The sequence below is a fragment of the Microbacterium sp. GXF0217 genome (assembly GCF_054798195.1).
On the sequence record NZ_JBSJZG010000002.1, the window covers coordinates 441,072 to 460,339 of the forward strand.

Sequence of the window (19,268 nt, forward strand, 5' to 3'; positions counted from 1 at the left end):
GGGTCAGCCCTTCAGGCCCTGGGTGGCGACGCCGTCGACGAGGAAGCGCTGGAACACGAGGAAGAAGGCGAGGACCGGAAGCAGGGCGATGAAGGATGCCGTGACGGTGGCGCCGTAGTCGCTGGAGGAGGTCTGGTCGTTGTAGAGGCGCAGTGCGATCGGCAGCGGGTAGTTCTCGGGGCTGGTCAGGTAGAGCAGCGGGCCGAGGAAGTCGTTCCACGCCCAGATGAACGCGAAGATCGAGCAGGTGATGAGTGCCGGCTTGATGAGCGGAAGGATGATGGCCCAGAAGATGCGGATGTGGCCGGCGCCGTCGATGCGGGCTGCTTCGTCCATGTCACGCGGCATCTGACGCATGAACTGCACGAGCAGGAACACGAAGAACGCTTCGGTGGCGAGGAACTTCGGCAGCAGCAGCGGCCAGAACGTGTCGACGAGGTCGAGTTCGTTGAAGATGATGTACTGCGGGATGATCACGACGTGGAACGGCAGCAGCAGCGTGCCGATCATCGCGGCGAACAGGATGCCGAGACCCTTGAACTGGATGCGTGCGAAAGCGTAGGCGGCGAGGGCGCTGGAGAGCACGGTGCCGATCACGGCGCCGGCGGCGAGGATGAACGAGTTCAGGAAGAACCGCCACATCGGCACCCCGGCGATGCCCTCCATGACCTTGGCGTAGTTGTCGACGGTGGGGCTGTTGGGGAGCAGGCCCATGTTGGAGCCGAACTCGCTGTTCGGCTTGAAGGTCGAGAACAGCAGCCACACCAGCGGGTAGAGCACGATAGCGGTGACGGCGATCAGGACGACGAACCAGATGATCGTCTGCCAGGTCTTGCGCTTGATCGGCCGTCGCGAGGGGGCCTTGGGGGTGGTCTGCTGCTGCGCGAAGACCGTGGTCGACGCGGACGGCGAAGTCGGGGTCGTGTTCGAGATGCTCATCGGTTGTCTCCGGCGTAGTGGACCCAGGATCGCTGGGTGCGGAAGAGGATGAAGGCGATGATCGCGACGACCACCAGCAGCACCCATGCGATTGCGGCGGCGTAGCCCATCTGGCCATCCGAGAAGCCGCGCTTGTACAGGTACAGGGTGATGAAGTTCGTCATCCCGGCGGGACCGCCGGAGCCGTTGGAGATGATGTACGCCGAGCTGAAGACCTGGAACGCGCCGATCAGACCCAGCAGCAGGTTGAAGAAGATCACCGGCGACAGCATCGGCATCGTCACCGCCCGGAACCGGTGCCAGGGGCCCGCACCATCCATCTCGGCCGCCTCATACAGTTCCTTCGGAATCTGCTTCAGGCCGGCGAGGAAGATGACCATCGTGGCGCCGAACTGCCACACCGCGAGGAGGATCATCGCGGGAAGCACCAGGTCGGGGTTTCCGATCCAGCCGCCCAGATCGATGCCGAACAGGGACAGCGAGTTGTCGACGGGGCCGTCGTTGGCGAACATCGCCCGCCACACGATCGCCACAGACACCGAACCGCCGATCAGCGACGGGGCGTAGAACGCGGAGCGGAAGAACCCCGCACCCTTGTCGCGGTAGTTCAGCAGCATCGCGACCGCGAGGGCGGCGGCCAGCGTGATCGGTGTGCCCACCAGCACGTAGATCAGGGTGATCTGCGCCGACTGCATGAACGCCGGATCCGTAGTGAACATGCGGACGTAGTTGTCGAACCCGATCCACTTCGGCGGGGAGAAGATGTTGTAGCTCGTGAACGACAGGTACAGCGAGTAAGCCATCGGGATCAGCGTCAAGCCGAAGAACCCGACCAGCCACGGCACCAGGAACCCGTATCCGGCGACCGTCTCGCGCATCGCGCGTCGGCGAAGACCAGGACGATCATCGAGCTCAGGGCGGTTGCGGCGGAACAGAGACCGACTCGACGGCTTCTCACCGGTCACGATGACACGGGTGGCTGTGGTGCTCACGGGATACTCCGATACGGGAACGAGAGTGCAGGGGGCGATGGGATTCCGGGGCGGGCGCGACACCCGCCCCGGAAGACTCATCACTGGTTGAGAACGACGTCCATCTCGGCGAAGAACTGCGAAACAGCCTCGTCCACCGTGATCGTGCCGAAGTTCAGCTCGGTGCCGAGCTGGCGGAACTTCTCCTCGAGCGTGCCGTAGCCGACGATCGGCACGGGCGGGGCGTCGCCGAGGCGGTCGGCGATCGACTCCTCGTAGTCCTTCACCTGCTGGCTGATCGGGTCGAGCTCAGCCGCCTCGAGTGCGGTCTCGGATGCCGGCAGGCCGCGGTTGGTGCCGAAGATCTCACCGGACTGCGGCGAGTTCACGAGGAAGTCGACGAGCGTCGCCGCGGCCTCGGGGTGCTCGGTGTTCGCAGCGATCGTGTGCAGCATGGACGGCTTGAGGTACAGGTCCTTCGTGCCCTCCTCCGTGACCGGGGGAGCGATGAGGTTCAGCTCGGTGTAGCCCTCGCCGAGGCCGGCCAGGTAGCCGGAGCCGAAGTTGTCCCACGTGAGCTCGCTCGCGGTCAGCGCGCTGTCGAAGCCGCCCTTCGGGAGGACCTCCTCGACGCGCTGCTGGGGGATTCCGATGCCGTCGCGGATCGACTGGCCGGACTCCCAGAACTCGGCGAGGCGGTCCTCGTCGAATCCGGCTTCGCCGTCCTCGGTGAACAGGACCTCGCCCTCGGAGCGCAGCTGCAGCTCGAAGTTCTGGATGCGACCGGTGTAGTCGCCGCCGCCCCAGAAGGCGCCGCCGCTGGCGTCGGTGACCTCGCCCATCCAGTCGGTGTAGTCCTCCCACGAACCGCCGCCGAAGTTCTCGACACCCGCGGTCTCGAGCAGGACGGGGTTGGTGAACAGGCCCCAGGCGTTGGTCGACGTCGCGATGCCGTAGGTGGTGTCGTTGACCACGCCGATGTCGAGGATGTTCTGCGGCAGCGGGTCGGTCTGGATGATGCTGCCCAGGTACGGGTCGAGGTCGAGCAGCAGGCCGTTCTGCGAGTACTGGCGCAGGTAGGAGTAGTCGAACTGCATGACGTCGGGCAGGTTCTTGCCTGCGGCCTCGGTCTGGCGCTTCTCCCAGAACGCCGGGAAGTCCAGGAACGAGGCGTTCACCTTGATGTTCGGGTATTCCTCGTTGAACGCGGCGATCGCCTCGTTGTACAGCTCGGCTCGCACGTCGTTGCCCCAGAAGGCGAGGTCGAGGGTGACCTTCTCATCGGGGTCGTACGTCGCTCCGGCCTCGGGCTCGCTGCTGCTCGAGCAGCCTGCCAGGACGATGGCCGCGGTGGCGGCGAACGCGCCGGCCGCGAGCACACGCTTCTTGTTGAACATCTTTGTCCTCTCTGTGAACGCCTCTGTTCGGACCACGGAACCTCAGCGTCGGGGGTGGGTCTTGCTTGCGCTCCTTGGTGCAGGAAAGCGCTTACCGCAAACGTAGCTCAGATAAAAACGTTTCGCAAGCCTCGATCGTATAACGGTGTGCAACGTTGTAAACGTCGGACGGCGGTGACGAATCACGAACACGATGACGAATGACGAACGGATTCGGCCCATCGGACCGTGAAACGTCATCGGAGTCGTGAATCGTCCGATCCGGGCGGCTGTCAGGCCGTCGAGGCGCGGGCGCGCAGTTCGAACGGCGTCACGAACTCGCGCGCCGCATCGGGTGCCGTTCCGCGGATCCGTTCCAGCAGGAACGTCACGGCCGTCCGGGCGGTGACCTCGTGCGCGGGGGAGACCGAGCTCAGTCGGGGGGAGATGTAATCGCTCTCGGGCAGGTCGTCGAACCCGATCACGCGGATGTCCTCCGGAACGCGGATGCCGGCATCCGCGAAGCCGCGCAGCGCACCGATCGCGACGCCGTCGGTCGGGCAGAACACGCCGTCCACCTCTACGCCGGATTCGACCACCCGCTGGGCGGCACGGTGCCCCTCGGCCATCGTGAAGTCGGCGATGTCGAAGAAGAGTCGAGGATCGGGTTCGATCCCGGCATCCCGCAGCGCCCGCTCGTAGCCCTCGAGCCTCAGATCCCGCACCGTGTCGGAGACGGCGACGCGGGTGTCGAAGATCGCGATGCGACGCGACCCCTGGGCGATCAGGTGCGCGGTCGCCGCGAGCGAGCCCTCGACGTTCGGCATCGCGATGTGATCCAGCGGCCCGTCGAAGATGCCCTCGCCGAGCAGCACGACCGGATAGTCCACCCGCAGCAGGTGCTTGTCCGCAGGGCCGAGGCCGACGGTGGAGAGCAGCAGCCCGTCGTGCATGCGATTCTGCGACAGGGTCATCGCCTCGAGCTCGCGTTCGCGCACGGCATCCGTGTGCTCGATCTCGACTCGGTAGCCCGCTTCGCCGGCGATCGTGGCGACGAGGGCGGCCAGGCGCGCGAAGTAGTGATCGCCGATGTTCGGCACGGCGAGGCCGATGGTTCCCGTGCGCCCGGTGCGCAGGTTCCTGGCCGCGGCGTTAACGCGGTAATCCAGCTCAGCGACCGCGGTCAGGACCTTCTGCCGTGTGGACTCGCGCACGTGCGGGTGGCCGTTGAGGACGTTCGAGACCGTCATCGGCGAGACACCGGCGGCTTTGGCCACGTCCTGGATCGTCGTCATCCACCCATCCTTCCGCTCCGGTTGCCCTCCTCAGAATTGTATCGCTACAATTCCGGACGGGACCACCGACGATCCCGCCACCGACCATCCCTCGGAGAGACATCATGCCCAGCACCCGTGTCGTCATCGACCTCGATCTTCCCGGCGCGACGATCAGCCGCCACCTCTACGGACACTTCGCCGAGCACCTCGGCCGGTGCATATACGGCGGCTTCTTCGTCGGCGAGGACTCCGACATTCCGAACGAGGGCGGCATCCGCCTCGACGTCGTCGAGGCGCTGCGCGAGCTGAACATCCCGAACCTCCGCTGGCCGGGCGGATGCTTCGCCGACGACTACCACTGGCGCGACGGCATCGGCCCGCGCGACGAGCGGCCGCGCATGGTCAACTCGCACTGGGGTGACGTCGTGGAGGACAACTCCTTCGGCACGCATGAGTTCATGCAACTGTGCGAGATGCTCGGCGCCGACGCGTACGTGAACGGCAACGTGGGCTCGGGCACGGTGCGCGAGATGAGCGAGTGGATCGAGTACCTCACCCGCGCCGACGACTCTCCGATGGCGTCGCTGCGTCGCGAGAACGGCAGGGACGAGCCGTGGAAGGTGCCGTTCTTCGGCATCGGCAACGAGGCGTGGGGCTGCGGCGGCAACATGCGTGCGGAGGCCTACGCCGATCTCGCACGCCAGTACGCGACGTACGTCCGCAATCACGGCGACAACACCGTCTACCGGATCGCCGCCGGCGCGAACGTCGACGACTATGCGTGGACCGACGAGCTCATGAAGGCGCTCGGATGCCTCGGCTGCGACGGCCAGGGCTCCTCGCCGTACCAGGCGCTGTCGCTGCACTACTACACGATGAGCGGATCGTGGGAGGCGAAGGGCTCGGCGACCGAGTTCGACGAGGACGAGTGGTACCTCACGCTGTCGCGCGCGTACCGCATCGAGGAGCTGCTGACGCGGCACAGCACGGTCATGGACCGGCACGACCCCCGCAAGCGCGTCGGCCTCGTCCTCGACGAGTGGGGCACGTGGTGGGATGTCGAGCCGGGGACGAACCCCGGATTCCTGTACCAGCAGAACACCCTGCGCGATGCACTGGTCGCGAGCGTGCACTTCGACTCGTTCCACCGCCACTCCGACCGCCTCGTGATGGCCAACATCGCACAGACCGTCAATGTGCTGCAGGCGATGCTGCTCACCGATCCGGACACCGGAGCGCTCGTGAAGACCCCCACGTTCCACGTGTTCGAGATGAACACTCCGCACCACGACGCGCAGGCGCTCGCCGCGCACGTCGTCGACGGCGAGACGCGCACCGAGGGCGGCAGGGAGCTCCCGCTGCTGTCCGCCTCCGCATCCACCAAGGACGGCGCGGCCCTCGTGTCGCTGTCGAACCTCGACGCCGGACAGGCGCGCACCGTCGTGCTCGACCTGCGCGGCGCGGACGTCACCGGCTTCAGCGCCCGTGTGCTGACGGCCGACTCGACGAGCGAGCACAACACGCCGCAGAATCCGGATGCCGTGGCACCGGCATCCCACGACGGCATCCGTCGCCACGAGCGCGGGCTCGAGGTCGACCTGCCTGCGCACTCGTACGTGACCGTCTCGCTGGAGCTTGCGTGACCTTCGACATCCGGATCGGCGCGCCCACGGGCGCGTCGATCCCCGCCGACCTCTGGGGGCTGTTCCTCGAGGATCTCAACGATGCGCTGGACGGCGGCCTGAACGCCGAGCTGGTGCAGAACGGCGACTTCCAGTACTCCCGTGCGGATCGCGCGGAGTGGGGGCCGCTCACCTGCTGGCAGGTCCGCTCGGATGCCGTCACCCGCGTCGCGTGGGCGCGTGAGGAGGACCCCGTCCATCCGAACAACGCCACGCATCTGCGGGTCACCGGGCCAGCGGTTCTCGCGAACGAGGGCTGGAACGGCATCCCCGTGCGCGCGAGCGCTCGGCAGAGCCTGCGATTGTGGGCGCGGCAGGTCGACGGGGCGGCCGAGCTCGCCGTCGCCGTTCGACGAGGCGAGAACGCCCTCACGGATGCCGCCATCGTCGCCGTGTCCTCCGCGGAGTGGACCGAGTACGGCGTCGAGCTCGACGGACGCGCCGATGGCAGCGGAGAGCTCGAGATCGCGGTGCCCGACGGCGTCGTGGTCGACATCGACCTGGTGAGTCTGCGCCCGATCGGCGCGGACGGCGAGCCGCAGATCTTCCGGTCCGACATCGTCGACGCACTGCGCGCTCTCGAGCCGTCGTTCGTGCGCTTTCCCGGCGGATGCCTCGTGCACGGCACCTCGGTGGACAGCATCTACGCGTGGAAGAACACGATCGGCCCTCGTGAGACCCGGCGGCCGATGCCGAACCTGTGGGGCTATCACCAGAGCATGGCGATCGGCTACTTCGAGTACTTCCTGCTGTGCGAGCAGCTCGGTGCGACCCCGCTGCCCGTGGTCGCCGCCGGCGTCTGCTGCCAGAACGCGCTCGGCGGACAGCGTGCTGTTCCCGAGACCGAGATGGCCGCGTACATCCAGGACGTGCTCGACCTCGTCGAGTTCGCGGACGGTGCGGCGGACACCCGCTGGGGTGCCGTGCGCGCGGAACTCGGCCATCCAGAGCCGTTCGGCCTGCGATACCTGGGGCTGGGCAATGAGGACGCCATCACTCCCCGGTTCCGTGACCGCTACGCCCGGATCGAGGATGCTGTGCGCGCCCGGCATCCCGAGCTGACCGTGATCGGGACGGCCGGGCCGTTCGCCGACGGTGCGGACTTCGACGCAGGGTGGGACTTCGCTCGCGAGCGCGGAGTCGACATCGTCGACGAGCACTTCTATCGTGCGCCGCGGTGGTTCCACCAGAACGTCGACCGCTACGCGTCGTACGACCGCGGCGGGCCAGGTGTGTATCTCGGCGAGTACGCCGCGCGCAGCAACCGGCTGCGATCGGCGCTCGCCGAAGCCGCGTTCCTCATCGGTGTGGAGCGCAACGCGGATGTCGTCCGCCTCGCGTCCTACGCACCGTTGCTCGCGAGCGTCGGCCGTACCGCGTGGACCCCCGACCTCATCCACTTCGATGCCGAGGAGGTGCTGCCCAGCTCGTCGTACCACGTGCAGCGGATGTTCTCCGTGCACCGCGGGGAGACGGTGCTCTCGGTCGACGCCGACCTGCCGGTGGTTCCTGTCGTCGAGCCTTCGGCGGGGACCGTGCGGTTCGCGGCGACCGGCGGGGCCGTCGAGCTCGCAGACATCGTGATCGACGGCATCCGGCATCCGGATCTCGCAATCGGCAGCTCCCAGGATGCGGCCGCCGGCGCCGTCGATCCGCGCGCCGTCGAGGTGTCGTTCCTCCTCACCCGCACGTCAGACGATGGCGGGTTCGAGGTGCGCATCGGCGAGGACGAGCCGGGGGACGCGCTGGTGCTGCAACTGGGCGGCTGGCAGGGCGTCTCGACCGGGCTCATCCGGCATGCCGATGGCATCTCGGACGACGATGCCGAGCCGCTGCACTGGCAGGGTCTGCGCACGGCGCGGCCCGTGGCGGTGCGGATCAGTCTCTCGTCGCCGCGGGTCCGAGTCTGGGTCGACGGCGTGCTGCGTCACGATTACGAGCGCGATCTGCGCCCGGAGCAGCGCATCGTCGCCGGGGCGGCCGCGCGCGGCGATGAGACCGTCGCGCGCCTGGTCAACGCGACGCCGGAGGAGCGCACCGTGCGGGTCCAGCTGTCGTCCGAGGCGGCGGTCGAGGCGCGCGTGGAAGTGCTCACCGGGGACGGGCCGGACGACGGAGGACCAGGGATCCCGCATCCGGCTCCCGCCGTCTGGCGTGTTCCGGTGCGCGACGGCATCCTCGAACTGACCCTGCCCGCGTGGTCGTTCACCGTGGCGGTGATCCGATGAGCGCGTACCTGTTCGTGTACTTCACCGGCGAGTCGTATGCCGATGACGAGGCGATCCGCTTCGCCGTCACGGCGGGCGACGACCCGCTCTCCGGCTGGGTCGAGCTCGACGGCGGGCGACCGGTGCTCTCATCGGTGCTCGGTGAGCGCGGGCTGCGGGACCCGCACCTGGTCAGGCGGCCCACCGACGGACGGTACTTCCTCATCGCGACCGACCTGCGCATCCAGGGCCGCCCTGGCGGGTTCGCGGTCGCGCAGCAGACCGGCTCGCGCGACATCATGGTCTGGGAGTCGGCGGACCTCGTCACCTGGTCGGCGCAGCGTCGCCTCACGATCGCGCCGCCGGATGCGGGGAACGCCTGGGCTCCGGAGGCGGTGTGGGATGCCGATCGGGAGGAGTTCTTCCTCTTCTGGGCATCCGCGCTGTATCCGCCAGAGGTCGCGCCGGTCGATCGCCGCATCGAGGACTCCTACCAGCGCATGTTCTTCGCGACGACGACGGACTTCGTGACCGTGACCGAACCGCAGCTGTGGATCGACGAGCGTCGTGGCCCCGGTCGCGGTTTCATCGACACCACGATCGTCCAGGACGGCGGCGTGCACTACCGCTTCACGAAGGACGAGGCGACCATGCTCCCCGTGCTGGAGAAGAGCCCCGACCTGCACGCCCTCGCGTGGGAGCGCATCGCCGAGCGGATCGGACACGGGCAGCCCAACCCGTGGGGCGGGACGTTCACGGAGGGCGAGGGGCCGACCGCGTTCCGCTCGGACCGCGACGGCAGCTGGTACCTGTTCATCGACCAGCCGGCGTACCACGGCGGCGCGGGCTACCTCGCCTTCCGCATCACGGATCTGGATGCCGGGACGCTCGAAGCCGTGCCGGCCGAGCTGCCGACGCGACCGCGGCACGGCACGGTCCTGCCGATCACCGCTGCGGAGCGCGATCGACTGCTCGCCGCGCACCCGTCTGAAAGGCTCGCCCATGTCTGAGGGATATCTGCTGGTCCACTTCGTGGAGGACCATGAGGGGCACGGCGAGAAGATCTACTTCTCGCTCAGCGACCGCGACGATCCGCTGCGCTGGACGCGCGTGAACGGCGGTGCGGCGGTGCTGGAGTCGACGTTCGGCACGACCGGCGTGCGCGATCCGTACCTCGTGCGGGGGCCGGAGGAGGCGTTCATCATCGCGACCGACCTGCGGGTGTGGACGGGCGCCGAGCACGACTGGGACGGCTGGACCCGACACGGCAGCCGCTCGCTCGTCGTCTGGCGATCGAGCGATCTCGTGACCTGGTCGGACCCGTGGCTGGTCGAGGTCGCACCGCCGACGGCCGGCATGGCGTGGGCCCCGGAGGCGCTGTACGACGCGGCGACCGGTGAGTACCTGGTGTACTGGTCGAGCGCCCTGTACGACGCAGCGGATGCCGAGCACACCGGCGACTCCTACCCGCGGATCGTGGCGGCGCGGACGACGGATTTCCGCACCTTCACCGCACCGTTCGTGCTCGCGGACTTCGGGCTGGGGCACGGCGTCATCGACTTGACGATGGTCGAGCACGAGGGGCGGACGCACCGATTCCTGAAGTCGACCGACGAGCGCCGGCTGTTCCACGAGTCCGGTTCGTCGCCGACGGCATCGGACTTCGTGATGGTCGCTTCGCGCATCGCGGATGACCTCTACGAGCACGTCGAGGCGCCGCTGATCTTCTTCGATGCCGTGGCCGGATGCTGGTACCTCTGGGTCGATCAGTACTCGGACTGGCCGCAGGGCTACATCGCGTTGCGCACGGAAGAGCTGTCGTCGGGAGACTGGCAGCCGGTGCCGCGCGAGGAGTTCTTCCTGCCCGCGAACACGAAGCACGGCGTCGTCGTTCCGCTGCGCCCGGGTGAGTGGGATCGCCTGCGGGCCGCGTTCGGCTGAGTTCGCGTCTCGCGGTGGCACTCAGCGTCCCTTCGACATCTGTTCGGTCGGAGAAGTGCGCGGCGTCGGACGGATGCCGGCGAACCGGTCCGACGGACGGGATATCTCTGACGCACGCGACGCCGGCGCGGGGCTAACCGACGGCGGAGGTGGAGGCGCGGATCACGAGTTCGGGCTGGTAGACGACGCTCGTGAGGTCGGGGGACTCGGTGCCGCTGATGCGGGCGATCAGGATCTCGGCCGCGGCGCGGCCCATCTCCCGCGCGGGCTGTCGGACCGAAGTCAGCGGCACCTGAGCGATCGCCGCGAACTCGATGTCGTCGTAGCCGACGACCGCGATGTCCTCGGGTACACGGATGCCGCGGGCGATCAGCCCGTGCAGCAGGCCCATCGCGAGGTGGTCGTTCGAGGTGACGATGCCATCAGGACGGTCCTCCGGCCGACGGTCCGCGAGCTCGTCACCGAAGGCGAGGCCCCGATGCGTCGTCGCCGTGCTCGCCCAGATCGGTTCCAGCGTCGCGCCCTCGTGCGCCGCGACGGCGGCCTGCGCGCCCTCGAGGCGCTCGCGCACCTGCCTGACCTCCGAGCGTGCACCGACGAAAGCGAGGCGCCGTCGACCCGTCGAAATCAGATGCTCGGCGGCCAGTCGGCCGCCCGCGACATCGTCGAGCGATACCGACGGCAGCGCCCCGGTGTCGTCGACCGCATCGACGAGCACGACGGGCACGCCCTGGTTGCGCAGCCGCTCCTGCCAGGCATCCACCGGCCCGAACGGGCTCACGAGCGCCCCTTCGACCTGCACGCGTTCGAAGAGCTCGAGGTGGTCGAGCTCCTTCGCGGCGTCGTCGCTGGCATTGCCCACCAGGATGCGCAGACCGGCCGCGGCTGCGGCATCCTCCGCTCCGGCGACCATGTCGGCGAAGAACGGGTTGGCGATGTTGATCACGGTCATGCCGAGCAGGCCGCTGCGTCCGACCCGCAGCTGCTGCGCCGCCTGAAGCGGCACGTAGCCGAGACGATCACTGGCCGTGCGCACGCGCTCGACCAGTTCATCGCTCACGCGGCCCGGACGATTCAGCGCGTTCGAGACCGTGCTGATCGACACCCCCGCGAGGTCGGCGACATCCCGGATGCCCACCCGCTTCACATCGCCCTCCTCGGCGTTCGGCTCGCCCTCCTCGGCGATTGGCCCTCCGGCCATGGTAGGCGCTTTCCGCAGGGATTCGACCGAACGGACGAACTCGATCAAAAAACGTTTCGCACAATCCTTGCCTTGGCCGACCGCCGCGTGCGAGACTTCCGGACGAACGCTCGGAATGCGCTTTCCGTTCTTTCCTTTGCCGCAGACGTCAACAGGAGATCCTCGTGCCACACGTGCCCGCCCGCGCCGCCGCGCCCCTCGCCGATTCCGCACGAGAGAGAAGCTGGCGCCGCGTCGGCGCAGCCGTCGTCTCGGCCGTCGTCGTCGGATCCGTCTTCACCGCGATGCCCGCCGCCGCGACCCTCGCAGCCGCGGACGACGGGAGCTGGCGCTTCGACTTCGGCACGGCGACGGGCCCCGTCGCCGAAGCGCACCAGCAGGTGCTGAAGACGTCGCTCTACACGCCGGAGTCCGGCTGGGGCATCACGCTCCCCGCAGGCACGACGCTCTTCGACCGCGACCGCAGCACGGATGGCTCGCCCGCCGGCGCCATGGAGGACGACTTCGTCGCCGGCACGAACTGGGGCTTCGCGCTCGACGGCGTCCCGGAGGGCGAGTACGAGGTCACCGTCACGATCGGCGACGGGCTGAGCACGGCGTCAGGGACGAACGCGACCCTGACGCTCGAGGGCGTCGCGCAGACGCGACTCTCCTCCGGCGGAGGTGCGAACGCCACGGCGACGTATCCCGTCACCGTCACCGACGGACAGCTCACGATCGGCTTCGCCGGCTCGGGACTCGGCGCCTACATCAACGGCCTCGTCGTCGCGCCGCTGACGCCGGATGCCCCGGCCGACCTCGCCGCCGCGCGCGTCGCGTGGAACGGCGTCGACCTCACGTGGGCGGCATCCGAGGGCGCAGCGGGCTACCGCGTGCTGCGCGCCGAGGTCGCTGATGGCGCCACGGGCGAGTTCGCCCAGGTCGCCGAGACGACCGAGCCCGCGTACACCGATGCCGCGGTCGCCCCCGGCGCCGAGTACGCGTATGCGATCGTCGCGGTGAGCTCCTATGACCGGGCATCCGAGCACTCAGCGGAGATCCGCACCGGCGTCATCCCCGAGCTCGTCGCGCCCGTCTCCCCGGCGGACCTCGCGGTCGCCCAGGTCACCGACGAGGCCGTCGTGCTCACCTGGTCTGCCGTGCCGAACGGAGCGGCCTACCTGCTCGAGCGGGCTGGAGCGGACGGCGCCTGGTCCGAGGTCGCGACCCTCGAGACCCCGGGATACACCGACACGATCGACACCGCGCAGACATGGTCGTACCGCGTGACCGCGCGCAACGAGGCCGGGTCCTCTCCGGCATCCGGGACCGTGGTCTCCACGGTCTACTCCGCGCCGGCGCCGATGCCAGCGGGTGACGTCGTGACGTTCGACTTCGGCTCCGGTGCCGTCGCGGACGGCGCCCTGGGCGTCACCTCGGCGACGGCGTACAGCGCCGACTGGGGCTACGGATTCTCCGCAGCCCCGACCGCCGCACCCGCAGACGTCGATCGTGGCGGAGACGATGCGCTCCGCGGGGACTTCGTCGCCGCCGCGGGCGCGACCTTCGAGGTCGACCTCGGGGCCGGTGACTACTCCGTGCAGGTCGTCGCCGGAGACGCCGAGGCCGCGAGCACCACGACGATCACGGCCGAGAGCATCGCCAAGGTGCAGGCCAACCCGCAGGCCGCAGGCGCCCACCTCGAGATGGCGTTCCCGATCGCTCTCGTCGACGGGCGGCTGACGCTGCAGATCGCGGGGGATGCCGCGGCGCTGAACGCGCTCACCATCACCCGTCTGCCGGCCCGCACCGCCGGGGCCATCAGCACCGCCTACATCACGGGCGACTCGACCGTGCAGACGTACGACCCCATCGCCTACGCTCCGCAGGCCGGCTGGGGCCAGATGATCGACCGGTTCTTCGCCGACGACATCGCGTTCTCCAACCACGCGATCGGAGGCCGTTCGTCCAAGAACTTCATCACGCAGGGTCGGCTGGACGAGGTGCTCCGCGGCATTCGCCCCGGTGACTACCTCATGGTCCAGTTCGGGCACAACGACGCCACCCAGGGCGTCGATGACCGCTACGCGAGCCCGGAGGACTACAAGGAGTACCTGCGCACCTATGTCGAGGGCGCGCGCCAGCGCGGCGCGACCCCGATCCTGGTGACGCCGGTGTCCCGACGGTCGTTCAATGCCGATACCGGCGAGGCCAACGTGAGCTTCCCCGAGTACGTGGCGAAGATGACCGAGCTCGCGCAGGAGGAGAACGTCCTGCTCGTGGATCTCTCGGCATCCAGCAGGGCCTACCTGACCGAGATCGGTCCGGATGCCGCGAAGGCCGTCTTCCTGCATGTCGACCCCGGCGTGTTCCCGAACCGACCGGCCGGCACCGTGGACGACACGCATTTCCAGGAGTACGGCGCCATCCAGATGGCCCGCCTGATCGCGCAGGACGTCGCACAGCTCGACGACCCGCTGGCAGCGAAGGTCGCCGACGTCGAGCCGCCGGCCGCCGTGCCCGCCGCGCCGCAGAACGTCGTCGCCGGCGCCATCAGCAACGGCGGAGCCACCCTGCAGTGGGACGCGTCGCCCACCGCCGACATCTACAAGATCCACCGCCAGGCCGTGGCCGACCCGGAGGGCACCTGGACCCTGGTCGGCATGGTCACCCAGACCTCGTCGATCGTGCAGGGGCTCGCCGAGGGCACCGCGTACCGCTACCGCGTCGTCGCCGTCAACGGGCGCGGCGAGTCCGAGCCGAGTGCTGCCGTCACTTTCACGACCAAGCAGGCGCAGTACAAGTACGACTTCCAGCTCGCGGGCAACCCGCTCATGGCCGGCTACACCGAGGTCACGCCGGATATGGCGTACACCGAGGAACGCGGCTTCGGATTCGTCACGGCACCGGGCGCCGCCGCCGGCCGCGACCGCGGTGCGGCCGAGGGGTCGAACGATCTGATCCGCGACTTCGCACTCCCCGGAGACAGCGCGACCTTCGCGCTCGACGTCCCGAACGGCACCTATTCGGTGAAGACGTACTCGGGCGACTGGATCGGCTCGACGAAGACGAGCTTCCGCATCGAGGGCCGCGAGGCCGGTTCGGGCAACGCGGGCAAGGGCAGCGTCAACTCCACGCTGCGCGGGCCCTACCTCGTCACCGACGGTCAGCTGAACATCGAGGCGTACGGCGCGGCCGCGGGCACCCGCCTGAACGGTCTCGAGATCACCCCGATCCTCCTCGGACCGACCGGGCTCGAGGTCGCGGACGTCATCGCCGACCCCACGGCGCCGGCGATCTCGCTGGCCTGGGATGCCGAAGACGGCCTCACCTGGAACGTCTTCCGCACCTCGCCGTTCGACGCCAAGCCGGTCGGGCTCGGCACGACCGATGAGCCCGCATACGTCGACACGACGGCGCGGGTCGGACTGGACTACGACTACTACGTCACCGCCGTGGATCAGACCGGCCTCGAGTCGGTGCCGTCGGCGAGCGTCACGGCATCCCTCGTCGACGCGGATGTCGCGGTGCCGTCGGCTCCGACCGACCTCGCTGTCGAGACGATCGCCAAGAGCTCGGTCGAGTTCTCCTGGGCGCAGCCGCTGGGAGCGCTGTACTACCTCGTCTTCCGCTCGGAAGTGGAGGGCGAGCAGGGCGAGTTGATCGGCATCGCCGACACGAACCGCTACACCGACAGCGACGTGCTCACGACGATCCCGTACTTCTACACGACCGCCGCGGTCAACGCGGGTGGCGCTGGCGAGGCTTCGGAGCAGCTCACGACCGAGGCCGTCACTGTGCTGCAGCGCCAGGCCGAGTACCTGGATCGCGCACCGGTGGCCGTGGCCACGGATGGCGGGAACCTGGTGTCCTGGCGGATGCTCGGCACCGACCAGGACGACGTGGCGTTCCACGTCTACCGAGACGGCACGCGCATCACCGACGAGGCCATCGCCGACTCGACGAACTACGTCGACGAGGCGGGCACCGCGGCATCCGTCTACTTCGTGACGAAGGTACTGGCCGGGGTCGAGACCACGGAGACCGACGAGTTCGGCGTGCAGGACGGCGCATACCGTTCCGTGCCGCTGGACAAGCCGGCTGACGCGTACACGAAGGACGGGCAGCCGTACACCTACAACGCCAACGACACGAGCGTCGGCGATGTGGACGGCGACGGACAGTACGAGCTGATCGTGAAGTGGGACCCGTCCAACGCGAAGGACAACTCGCAGGGCGGGTACACCGGGAACGTGTACCTCGACGCCTACGAGATGGACGGCACGCGGCTGTGGCGCATCGACCTCGGTGTGAACATCCGCGCCGGAGCGCACTACACGCAGTTCCAGGTCTTCGACTACGACGGCAACGGCAGGGCCGAGGTCATCATGAAGACCGCGGACGGCACGATCGACGGGGCTGGTCAGCCGATCGGCACCGCCGGCGCCGACTACCGCAACAGCTCGGGCTACGTGCTCACCGGCCCGGAGTACCTCACGGTCTTCAACGGGGCGACCGGTGCGGCGATCGACACCGTCGACTACACGCCGGCCCGCGGCGACGTGGGTGCGTGGGGCGACACCTACGGCAACCGCGTCGACCGCTTCCTCGCCGGCACCGCGTACCTGGATGGCGAGCACCCGAGCGCTGTCTTCAGCCGCGGGTACTACACCAGGGCGGTCGTGGCGGCCTACGACTTCGACGGGACGAACCTGACGCGGCGCTGGGTGCTCGACTCGAACGACGCCGGCAGCGAGGGCCTGTACGGACAGGGCAACCACAACCTGGCGGTGGCGGATGTCGACGGCGATGCGAAGGACGAGATCGTCTTCGGATCGGCGACGATCGACGACAACGGCACGCTGCTGTACTCGACCGGGCTGGACCACGGTGATGCGCTGCACGTGTCCGACCTGATCCCGTCCCGACCGGGTCTGGAGGTGTTCGCCGCACACGAGCACGTTCCGGCCGAGAACGGCATGGGCGCGACCATGCGCGACGCGCGCACTGGAGAGATCCTGTGGTCGATCCCCGCGGTTCGCGACACCGGTCGCGCTGCGGCCGGCGACATCGATCCGCGCTACGAGGGCGCTGAGGGCTGGGCGATCGGCGGCGACTCGTCGTGGAACTCCGAGGTGGGGCAGCTCGTCTCGGCGGACGGCGAAGTCATCTCCGAGAAGATCCCTGCGGCGAACTTCCTCGCCTGGTTCGACGGCGACCCGCTGCGCGAGATCGTCGATCACACGTTCAATCAGGAGGAGTACTGGGGTTACCCGACGATCGCGAAGTGGAACACCGAGACCGAGCAGGCCGACGTGATCCTGGCCGACGAGGGTGCGCGCACCAACAACGGCACGAAGGGCAACCCGAGCATCCAGGCCGACCTGTTCGGCGACTGGCGCGAGGAGATCGCCTGGCGATCCGCCGACTCGAGTGAACTGCGCATCTACTCGACCACGGACGAGACCGAGCTGCGCCTGCGCACGCTGATGCACGACCCGGTCTACCGACTGTCGGTCGCCTGGCAGAACACCTCCTACAACCAGCCGACGCAGACGAGCTTCTTCCTGGGTGACGGGATGGAGCAGCCTGCCGCGCCGCAGATCCGGGTGACCGGCGACCCGACGGGAGCCGCCGACACGACGGCTCCTGTGGTCTCGGGGATGCCGGCCGACGGAACGCTGCTCGCGAGCACGTCGTCGTTCACCGTCGCCGTCACGGCAGCGGATGCCGAGTCCGGCGTCCGCACGCTCGACATCGCGTTCGACGGCCGCCCTGTCGCGCCAGGCGAGGTCATCGACCTCGCCGAGCTGGTCGGCCCGCACACGCTCAGCGTGAACGCGGTCAACCACGACGGACTCGTGACGTCGACGTCGGCGCAGCTGCTCGTGTTCGACGACGAGGGGGCGAAGAAGGCTCCGGCCCGCGGCGTGCTCTCCAGCGACAGCGGTCAGCGCGACGGGCTCAGCGACGGCACGTACACGGTGACGATGAACCTCTGGTACGGCGTCAACGGCGGAGTGTTCCGGCTGTACGAGAACGGCGAGCCGATCTCGACGAAGCTGCTCGACGCGCATTCGCCGGACGCGCAGGTGGCGACCGTCGATGTGACGGGCAAGGAGAACGGCACGTACGTCTACACCGGAGAGCTGATCAACGCGGCGGGCGTCACCGCCACGACCTCGGTCACGGTGAAGGTGCGCAACGCCACGCCTGCGGTGCCGGTGCTCTCGCACGACAACTGGGACAAGAACGGCGACTACACCGTCACCGCGAACCTCTGGTGGGGGACCAACGCGACCGCGTACCGGCTGCTCGAGAACGGTGTGGTGATCGATGAGCAGGCGCTCGCCGCGGCATCCCCGAACGCGCAGCGGGCGGCCACGCAGATCACCGGCAGGGCTCCGGGGAAGTACGAGTACGTGGCCGAGTTCTCCAACGCCGCAGGGGCGACGAGCTCGAAGGCGATCACCGTGACGGTGAAGTAGGCGGATTGCCCGGCCGGACACCCGGCCGGGCAATCCGATCGGCTGACCACTCCGAAGACTCCTGTAGATGCGGCACCGAGCCGCACAGGAACAAGGAGGTCACTCATGAGCTCTTCACCGAATCGTCTCGTCGGCACGGTGTTCGGCGCGGTCTACATCCTCGTCGGGCTGCTCGGCTTCGCCGTCACCGGGGGCGTGGGCTTCCTCGCCACTGAGGGAGGAATGCTCCTGGGCATCTTCATGGTCAACCCGCTGCACAACGTCGCGCACCTGCTCATCGGCGCTGCTCTGCTGATCGCCGGAATCGTGTCGGCGCGCGCGGCCAAGACCGTGAACATCGTCGTCGGAGCCGCCTATCTGCTGCTCGGCGTCGTCGGGTTCTTCCTCGTCGGAACCGCCCTGAACATCCTGGCGCTGAACACGTTCGACCACTTCCTGCACCTCGCGAGCGCGATCGTCCTGCTGGGCATCGGGATCGCGGCGGACCGCGCCGATGACCGCGTGACGCTCGGTCGCACGGCCTGAGCCGGAGAGCGTCATGGACAGCTCGACGATGACCGTTTCGTCGGAGTCCTCCGCCCTCCCGGAGCGGACCGCAGGGGCCCGCGCCGAGCGATCGACGGCCGCCGCATGGCCGTCGATCGCAGCGTGGAGCGGAGGGCTGATCCTGCTCGCCCTCGGTGCGGGCGCGCTCACGGCCCCCGAAGGTGCACCGGGGATCCGTGCGATGGGGGGTGCGCTCCTGGCGGCAGGAACCGCCGCCATCGGATGGGGAGCCGCGACGCTCATCCTCGGCCGCACGATCGCACCGCGCATCGGCATCGCCGGGGCGATGGCGAGTGCCGCGATCGCCGTGGCGGCGTTCGCGCTGGACCCGACACGGATGGGGATCCTCGCGGTGGCGCCGGCGGTCGCGATGCTCCTCGTGACCGGCGTCGCCTGCGCGCTCGAGCTGCGTGCTCTGCGAGCGCCGTCGCCCCTCAGGCGGAGCTCAGGGCGTGCTCGGGTCGCCGAGATCGTGATCGGCGCCGTCATCGCCGCGGCCATCGTGACACCGGCGCTCTCGAGTGTCGAATCGGGGTACCTCGCGCCCGCAGGGGGAGACGTCGTGATCCCCGACATCGGACACCACCACTGAGTCGGAGACGCGATCCTCGAAACAGGACGACCGCCCGAGATCAGGACGGATGCTCAGCATTCTCCTGAT

At 68.7% G+C, this 19,268-nt stretch carries 12 protein-coding genes; 7 read left to right on the plus strand and 5 right to left on the minus strand.

What is annotated here, in order from left to right; translation table 11 throughout:
- Positions 1-3: 3 nt before the first annotated feature.
- The 4 genes from ACWAT3_RS05370 to ACWAT3_RS05385 form a co-directional block, all read right to left on the minus strand.
- Positions 4-939 carry a carbohydrate ABC transporter permease gene (locus ACWAT3_RS05370; protein ID WP_460796504.1) on the minus strand — a complete coding sequence of 312 codons (936 nt, stop codon included), beginning with the start codon at positions 937-939 and terminating at the stop codon, positions 4-6.
- Positions 936-1,931 (minus strand): carbohydrate ABC transporter permease, encoded by a 996-nt coding sequence (locus tag ACWAT3_RS05375; RefSeq protein WP_460796506.1) that lies wholly within the window; start codon positions 1,929-1,931, stop codon positions 936-938. The genes ACWAT3_RS05370 and ACWAT3_RS05375 overlap by 4 nt, the downstream gene beginning before the upstream one ends.
- Before the next feature lie 80 nt (positions 1,932-2,011).
- Entirely contained in the window at positions 2,012-3,307 is a 1,296-nt protein-coding gene (locus ACWAT3_RS05380; protein WP_460796508.1) for an ABC transporter substrate-binding protein, read from the minus strand.
- Positions 3,308-3,579: 272 nt separating this feature from the next.
- Positions 3,580-4,581, minus strand: coding sequence for a LacI family DNA-binding transcriptional regulator (locus tag ACWAT3_RS05385; RefSeq protein ID WP_460796510.1), 1,002 nt, complete (start codon positions 4,579-4,581; stop codon positions 3,580-3,582).
- Between the two features lie 104 nt (positions 4,582-4,685).
- Between ACWAT3_RS05385 and ACWAT3_RS05390 the strand changes: the two genes are divergently transcribed.
- The 4 genes from ACWAT3_RS05390 to ACWAT3_RS05405 are packed head-to-tail and all read left to right on the plus strand — an operon-like array spanning position 4,686 to position 10,393.
- A complete protein-coding gene (locus ACWAT3_RS05390) occupies positions 4,686-6,206 on the plus strand; it encodes an alpha-N-arabinofuranosidase (protein WP_460796511.1) in 1,521 nt (506 codons plus the stop codon).
- A complete protein-coding gene (locus tag ACWAT3_RS05395) occupies positions 6,203-8,473 on the plus strand; it encodes an alpha-L-arabinofuranosidase C-terminal domain-containing protein (RefSeq protein WP_460796513.1) in 2,271 nt (756 codons plus the stop codon). Before ACWAT3_RS05390 ends, ACWAT3_RS05395 begins: the two co-directional genes overlap by 4 nt.
- Positions 8,443-9,462 carry a glycoside hydrolase family 43 protein gene (locus ACWAT3_RS05400; protein ID WP_460796514.1) on the plus strand — a complete coding sequence of 340 codons (1,020 nt, stop codon included), beginning with the start codon at positions 8,443-8,445 and terminating at the stop codon, positions 9,460-9,462. Before ACWAT3_RS05395 ends, ACWAT3_RS05400 begins: the two co-directional genes overlap by 31 nt.
- Positions 9,455-10,393 (plus strand): glycoside hydrolase family 43 protein, encoded by a 939-nt coding sequence (locus tag ACWAT3_RS05405; RefSeq protein ID WP_460796515.1) that lies wholly within the window; start codon positions 9,455-9,457, stop codon positions 10,391-10,393. Before ACWAT3_RS05400 ends, ACWAT3_RS05405 begins: the two co-directional genes overlap by 8 nt.
- A 133-nt stretch (positions 10,394-10,526) precedes the next feature.
- Here ACWAT3_RS05405 and ACWAT3_RS05410 read toward each other — a convergent pair whose 3' ends face one another.
- Positions 10,527-11,594, minus strand: coding sequence for a LacI family DNA-binding transcriptional regulator (locus tag ACWAT3_RS05410; protein ID WP_460796517.1), 1,068 nt, complete (start codon positions 11,592-11,594; stop codon positions 10,527-10,529).
- A gap of 164 nt (positions 11,595-11,758) precedes the next feature.
- Here ACWAT3_RS05410 and ACWAT3_RS05415 point away from each other — a divergent pair, with 164 nt between their 5' ends.
- The 3 genes from ACWAT3_RS05415 to ACWAT3_RS05425 all read left to right on the plus strand — a co-directional run bounded on the left by ACWAT3_RS05415 (position 11,759) and on the right by ACWAT3_RS05425 (position 19,199).
- Positions 11,759-18,061, plus strand: coding sequence for a rhamnogalacturonan lyase family protein (locus ACWAT3_RS05415; protein ID WP_460796518.1), 6,303 nt, complete (start codon positions 11,759-11,761; stop codon positions 18,059-18,061).
- 105 nt (positions 18,062-18,166) lie between these two features.
- Entirely contained in the window at positions 18,167-18,586 is a 420-nt protein-coding gene (locus ACWAT3_RS05420) for a DUF4383 domain-containing protein (protein ID WP_460796520.1), read from the plus strand.
- A 13-nt stretch (positions 18,587-18,599) separates the two neighbouring features.
- Positions 18,600-19,199 carry a hypothetical protein gene (locus ACWAT3_RS05425; RefSeq protein WP_460796521.1) on the plus strand — a complete coding sequence of 200 codons (600 nt, stop codon included), beginning with the start codon at positions 18,600-18,602 and terminating at the stop codon, positions 19,197-19,199.
- The last annotated feature ends 69 nt before the right edge of the window (positions 19,200-19,268 follow it).